Below are 521 nucleotides of genomic sequence, written 5' to 3' on the forward strand. Positions count from 1 at the left end.
CCTGCCGCTCACCCAGCCCGCGCCGACCAGCCAGGAGGGCCCGAAGTGACGGTACGCCGCCTGTTGACCGCCGCCCTGCTGGGCGCCGCGCTGACCACCGCCGTCGGGTGCGGCATCCGGCCCACCGCCGTCCCGGTGGACGCGGGCGCGCCCGCCAGCCGGACCGCCTGCCCGACCCCGGTCCGGGTGCCGGAGGCGGCCGAGCCGACCCCGGAGCTGCCGAGCGCGCCGCCCACCGTGGCGCCGTCCGCCCGGCAGCGGGGGTGAGACGGAGTTCGGTGGCGACGGTGGTCATGGCTGTCCTCCAGAACAGGGTGCGGCAGAACTCCCGCCCCGGGCAGGAGAATTCGGCCCGGGCGGGTGGGGGGAAACGAGCGAACGAGACGTCAGACGGCGAACGGGCTGCGGCGACAACAGCAGCTCGTGCGGGGAAGCGGACAGCGACGGGTCATCGTCTTCCCCTCTCTCGTCTCTCGTGACGCGGTTCGAATTGCGTTCATCGTCCCGCACCGGTCTGGCAG

Annotated in this window: 1 protein-coding gene; it reads left to right on the forward strand. The window is 74.5% G+C overall.

What is annotated here, in order from left to right; all coding sequences use genetic code 11:
• The first annotated feature begins 45 nt into the window (after positions 1 to 45).
• Positions 46 to 267 carry a hypothetical protein gene (locus ABD323_RS41690; RefSeq protein WP_344447292.1) on the forward strand — a complete coding sequence of 74 codons (222 nt, stop codon included), beginning with the start codon at positions 46 to 48 and terminating at the stop codon, positions 265 to 267.
• Positions 268 to 521: the final 254 nt, after the last annotated feature.

The sequence above is a fragment of the Kitasatospora nipponensis genome, from assembly GCF_039528135.1.
GTDB classification, from domain to species: Bacteria; Actinomycetota; Actinomycetes; order Streptomycetales; family Streptomycetaceae; genus Kitasatospora; species Kitasatospora nipponensis.